A 5,358-nucleotide genomic window follows, 5' to 3' on the forward strand; every position below is an offset into this window, starting at 1 on the left:
AGTAAAGCGCTGACATTGACAAATGCTGCAGATACCTATGCAGGGGCCATTAGCGGGAGTGGCGCTCTTAATATTAATGGTGGCGCAGAGACGCTGAGCGGAACGAGCAACGCCTACAGTGGAACGGCAACGGTTAATAATAATGCAACGCTTTATGTGAATGGCTCACTGGGTAATTCTACTTCGACGGTTAAAGTCGATTCAGGCGGCACACTAGCAGGCACGGGTACCATTAGTGGTAATGTGCTTGTCGCAGATAACGGGAATGTCAGTACCGGGAATAATACTGCAAACTCAGTCGGAACATTGTCAGTGTCGGGTAATTTCGGACTTCTCCAGAACAGTAATCTTAATTATAATTTCGGCCAGGGCAATACCCCTGGTGGGCAATATAACGATCTGATCTCGGTAGGCGGTAATTTAACTCTTGATGGTAAGCTGAATATTACCCTGGTTCCAGGCCGCACCATGAACAGTGGTGTTTACCGACTTTTTAATTATAACGGAACCCTAGTTAATAATAGCCTCGATTTTGGCGCGCTTCCGGCAACCTTCAATAGCAACGATTTTTATATTCAAACGTCGGTCGCAAATCAGGTCAACCTGGTGAATACCTCGGGTGAAACATTGCGCTACTGGGACGGCGGCAATGGCGTGCGTAACGATGGTTTGATACAAGGCGGGAACGGTACGTGGCGTAATGGCGTTCTGGATTACTGGTCGATTGAAGACGCTTCTCTTGACGCCCCGTGGACAGATAAGAGCTTTGCTGTATTTATGGGGACGGGCGGCACTGTCACTGTTGATACTTCCGTGGGCGGAGCTGTTAATACCTCAGGCATGCAGTTCTATGTTGATGGCTATACCATTAAAGGCGACTCACTGAATCTGCTTCCGACCAGTGGGCAGACAGACACTCAGCTTAATGTCGGTGATGGAACATCCTCCAGCGCCGGCTACGTCGCTACGATTAATTCTATACTGACAGGTAATGTCGGTGTGGAAAAAGTTGGTTTTGGTACATTGGTCCTTGGCGGCGTAAACACCTATACAGGTGATACTACGGTGAGTAACGGTGATTTGCAGATTTCGGCGAACAACAATCTCGGCAGTGGTGCGACGTTAATACTCGATGGTGGGGCGCTGGATACCACCAGTACTTTCAAGCTCAATCGTAATGTTGTGTTAAAGAGCGGTGGCGGTGAAATATCCACCGATACAGGGACTACCCTGACTCAGGATGCTGGAATTACCGGCGTGGGCGGCTTACTGAAAACGGGGGCGGGTACGTTAACCCTTTCGGGCACCAATAGCTGGTCGGGCGATACCACCATGACGGGGGGGACTCTGGCGCTACAAAACGGGGGAACCTCCTCGTTAAACAAATTGACCATCAAAGACGCCTCCCTTGATATTACATCTACCAGCAGCGGCGTGAGTGCCGATAGTTTAGACGGCAACAGTACTGCGCAGGTCGTGCTGGGGGCTAATACCCTGACACTCTCTGGTGATACAACGTCAACAACCCCAACCACAGCAAGCTTTGCCGGTGTGATTCAGGGGACCGGTGGGCTAACGCTAAACAATATTGACGAAACACTGAGTGGAGTGAGTACCTTCACCGGCAACACGCAGGTGAATAACAGCACCCTGATCCTGTCAGATGGCGGCTCAATGGCCGATTCCAGTGAGCTCAAACTGAATAACAGTGTGTTTGATTTCTCCGGCGTCACGTCGGATACCTCGATAACCGCATTGACGGGTGACAACCTTTCTGAGACTAAGACCGGCAGTAAAACGCTGACAATCACCAATGCTAAAGATGAGTATGCCGGGAAATTCACGGGCAGCGGTACAGTTAACATTGAAAATGGTAGTCAGATCCTCAGTGGTAACAGCGCGGCGTATCAGGGTGATGTGGTGCTCAAAGATGCCACCGTGTATGTCAATAATAATCTCGGCGACTCAACCAGTCAGGTCACGGCTAATAGTGGCTCTACCTTAGCCGGGAATGGCACCATTGGTGGTGACGTCGTCATTAATAACAATGCCACACTGGCACCGGGCAGCGATGCAAACGGTATCAGTACGCTGACCATCAACGGTGACCTGCAACTGAACGATTTGTCGAATGTAAAATTCCAGCTCGGGCAAGCCGGAAAAGCGGGTGGGGTGCTCAACGATCTGGTCAGTGTCGGGGGGGATCTGACACTGGACGGGAAGCTGAATGTCAGCGTTTCACCAGGCGGAAAGTATGAGGTGGGCCTCTACCGGTTGATGAATTACACCGGTTCGCTGACCAACAATGGGCTGGCGCTGGGTTCGATGCCATCGACGTCTAATTATGTGCAGACCTCGGTATCCGGTCAGGTGAACCTGGTAAACAGTGAAGGGGTGACACTCAATTACTGGGATGGCGCCGCGGGCGCTAAAAACGACAGTCTAATCTCTGGCGGAGATGGTATCTGGCAGGCTGCAACAGGTAACGATAACTGGACCAATGATAGTGGTGCGCTCAACGCGCCATTTGCGGACAACTCTTTCGCCATTTTCACCGGCACAGCAGGAACGGTCAATGTAGATGGCAGCAAAGGCGATGTCGGTGTCTCCGGGATGCAATTTGCCGTTGATGGTTACAAAGTGAAAGGTGATGCGATAACGCTGTCGGGAAGTGTTGCCGATCCAACCCGCTCTGTCGTACGCGTCGGTGACGGGACAACGGGTGGGAAAGATTACACCGCAACCATTGAGAGTGTGCTTAACAGCGGCACAAGCCTGGCTAAAACAGGGCCGGGCACGCTGGTGCTTTCAGGCAACAACACCTATACCGGCGGCACGGAAATTGATGCAGGCACCCTGCAGATAAGTAGCGATGCCAACCTCGGGGATGTAAACAGTGCGCTGACCTTTGACGGCGGCATATTGAGTAACAGTGCAGATTTGAGCAGCGCCCGGGATGTCATCCTTAATGCCGGTGGCGGTACGCTGGCGCCGGTAACGGGGAGCACGTTGTCGCTTTCGGGCAATATAAGTGGCGACGGAGCGTTGACCCAGGATGGTCCAGGAACCACTGTTCTCACGGGCTCGGGCACGTATACCGGAGGCACAACCATTTCGGCGGGCACGCTGCAACTGGGCAATGGCGGAACGACGGGCAGTCTGAAGGGCGATGTACTTAATAACGGCACACTTGTGCTGGATCGTTCAGATGACGTGACCTTTGCCGGAAACATATCCGGAACAGGGGAACTGGTAAAGCAGGGCGCTGACACCACAATTCTTACTTCAGATAACACTTACAGCGGCGGTACATCCATCACCGCAGGCACGCTGCAACTGGGCAATGGCGGAACGACGGGCAGTCTGAAGGGCGATGTACTTAATGATGGCACACTTGTGCTGGATCGTTCAGATGACGTGACCTTTGCCGGAAACATATCCGGAACAGGGGAACTGGTACAGCAGGGCGCTGGTACCACAATTCTTACGTCAGACAACAACTACAGCGGCGGTACATCCATCACCACAGGGACTCTGCAGCTGGGTAATGGCGGCAAGACGGGCAGCCTGACAGGAAATGTAGCCAATGAAGGTACGCTTGCCTTTAACCGTGCAGATTCGATGACGCTTGATGGCACTATCAGCGGTGGTGGTGAGCTGCTGCAATCGGGTAACGGGGCAACCACTCTGACCGGGAACAACAGTTATACCGGTAACACCACAGTGAATGCCGGCAGCCTGTATATCGATGGCGATCAGAGCACCGCAACGGGCACCACCACGGTAAACAGTGGCGGCACACTGGGCGGGAACGGCACACTGGGCGGTGATGTCGTCATTAATGACAATGCCACACTGGCACCGGGCAGTAATACCAGCGGTATCAGTACGCTGACCATCAACGGTGACCTGCAACTGAACGATTTGTCGAATGTAAAATTCCAGCTCGGACAAGCCGGAAAAGCGGGTGGGGTGCTCAACGATCTGGTCAGTGTCGGGGGGGATCTGACACTGGACGGGAAGCTGAATGTCAGCGTTTCACCAGGCGGAAAGTATGAGGTGGGCCTCTACCGGTTGATGAATTACACCGGTTCGCTGACCAACAATGGGCTGGCGCTGGGTTCGATGCCATCGACGGCTAATTATGTGCAGACCTCGGTATCCGGTCAGGTGAACCTGGTAAACAGTGAAGGGGTGACACTCAATTACTGGGATGGTGCCGCGGGCGCTAAAAACGACAGTCTGATCTCCGGTGGGGATGGCACCTGGCAGGCTGCAACAGGCAACGATAACTGGACCAATGATAGTGGTGCGCTCAACGCGCCATTTGCGGACAACTCTTTCGCCATTTTCACCGGAGCGGCGGGCACGGTCACGGTAGATAACAGCAAAGGCGATGTCGGTGTCTCCGGGATGCAGTTTGCCGTTGATGGTTACAAAGTGAAAGGCGATGCGATAACCCTGTCGGGCAGTGTCGCCGATCCAACCCACTCTGTCGTGCGCGTCGGTGACGGGACAACGGGCGGAAAAAATTACACCGCAACCATTGAGAGTGTGCTTAACAGCGGCACCAGCCTGGCTAAAACAGGGCCGGGCACGCTGGTGCTTTCAGGCAACAACACCTATACCGGCGGCACGGAAATTGATGCAGGCACCCTGCAGATAAGTAGCGATGCCAACCTCGGGGATGTAAACAGTGCGCTGACCTTTGACGGCGGCATATTGAGTAACAGTGCAGATTTGAGCAGCGCCCGGGATGTCATCCTTAATGCCGGTGGCGGTACGCTGGCGCCGGTAACGGGGAGCACGTTGTCGCTTTCGGGCAATATAAGTGGCGACGGAGCGTTGACCCAGGATGGTCCAGGAACCACCGTTCTCACGGGCTCGGGCACGTATACCGGAGGCACAACCATTTCGGCGGGCACGCTGCAACTGGGCAATGGTGGAACGACGGGCAGTCTGAAGGGCGATGTAGCCAATGATGGTACGCTTGCCTTTAACCGTGCAGATTCGATGACGCTTGATGGCACTATCAGCGGTGGTGGTGAGCTGCTGCAATCGGGTAACGGGGCAACCACTCTGACCGGGAACAACAGTTATACTGGTAACACCACAGTGAATGCCGGCAGCCTGTATATCGATGGCGTTCAGAGCGCCGCAACGGGCACCACCACGGTAAACAGTGGTGGCACACTGGGCGGCAACGGAACGATTGGCGGAGTGGTTAACGTGGCAGATGGGGGAACCCTGGCCCCGGGTGGCAACAATGTTCAACCCGGTACATTGACCGTTAATGGCGACCTGACGCTGAGCAACGGGGCAGCATTGAGTTACAGCCTGGGTCAGGCAGGAGTCCCA

The 5,358-nt window shown here is 54.0% G+C and carries 1 protein-coding gene; it reads left to right on the top strand.

Translation table 11 applies throughout. From position 1 onward, the window contains the following. A partial coding sequence (locus tag M977_RS23300; protein WP_209438621.1) for a beta strand repeat-containing protein occupies positions 1–5,358 on the top strand: 5,358 nt, incomplete at both ends.

Source organism: Buttiauxella gaviniae ATCC 51604, assembly GCF_001654835.1.
Classification (GTDB): Bacteria; Pseudomonadota; Gammaproteobacteria; order Enterobacterales; family Enterobacteriaceae; genus Buttiauxella; species Buttiauxella gaviniae.